The sequence below is a fragment of the Bradyrhizobium sp. 14AA genome, assembly GCF_054185205.1.
Genome location: NZ_JAVAYM010000196.1, coordinates 1 through 435, shown reverse-complemented (window position 1 = coordinate 435; position 435 = coordinate 1). Strand labels below are relative to the sequence as shown.

Below are 435 nucleotides of genomic sequence, written 5' to 3'. Positions count from 1 at the left end.
CGACATCTCGCGGCTCAAGCGCCTGTTCGAACCGCGCTACGCAATCATTGGAGCGGAGGCTGTTACCGCCAGCCGATACGTGCCCCGCGCCCGCAAGCTGGTGCGCCATAGCCATGGCTATTCGTGGCGCTGAACCATGACCGCAGAGACTGGAACCGAATTGACCGCCTCCCAAGCAAAGACCGTACTCGCTGAAGCGAGCCCCGACGACCGCCTTGCCATGCTGGGTGTCGAGCTGCCGCCGCCACCGCCGCCGGTTGCCAACTTCGTTACCCATGTGCGCGAGGGCGACATGCTCTACCTCTCAGGGCAGGGGCCGCGCGAGGCGGATGGCAAGCTGTGGACCGGCAAGGTCGGCGACAACGTCGACGTCGGCCTGGCCTATCAGCACGCACGCTTGGTGGGCATCAACCTGCTGGCTGTCATGAAGGAGGC

At 65.3% G+C, this 435-nt stretch carries 1 protein-coding gene and 1 pseudogene; both read left to right on the top strand.

The annotated features are described in order from the left end of the window. Positions 1-133 (top strand): annotated as a pseudogene (locus RAD15_RS43980) (amidohydrolase/deacetylase family metallohydrolase); the annotation flags it as partial. 87 nt (positions 134-220) lie between these two features. Further along, a partial coding sequence (locus RAD15_RS43975) for a RidA family protein (protein ID WP_458184890.1) occupies positions 221-435 on the top strand: 215 nt, incomplete at its 3' end.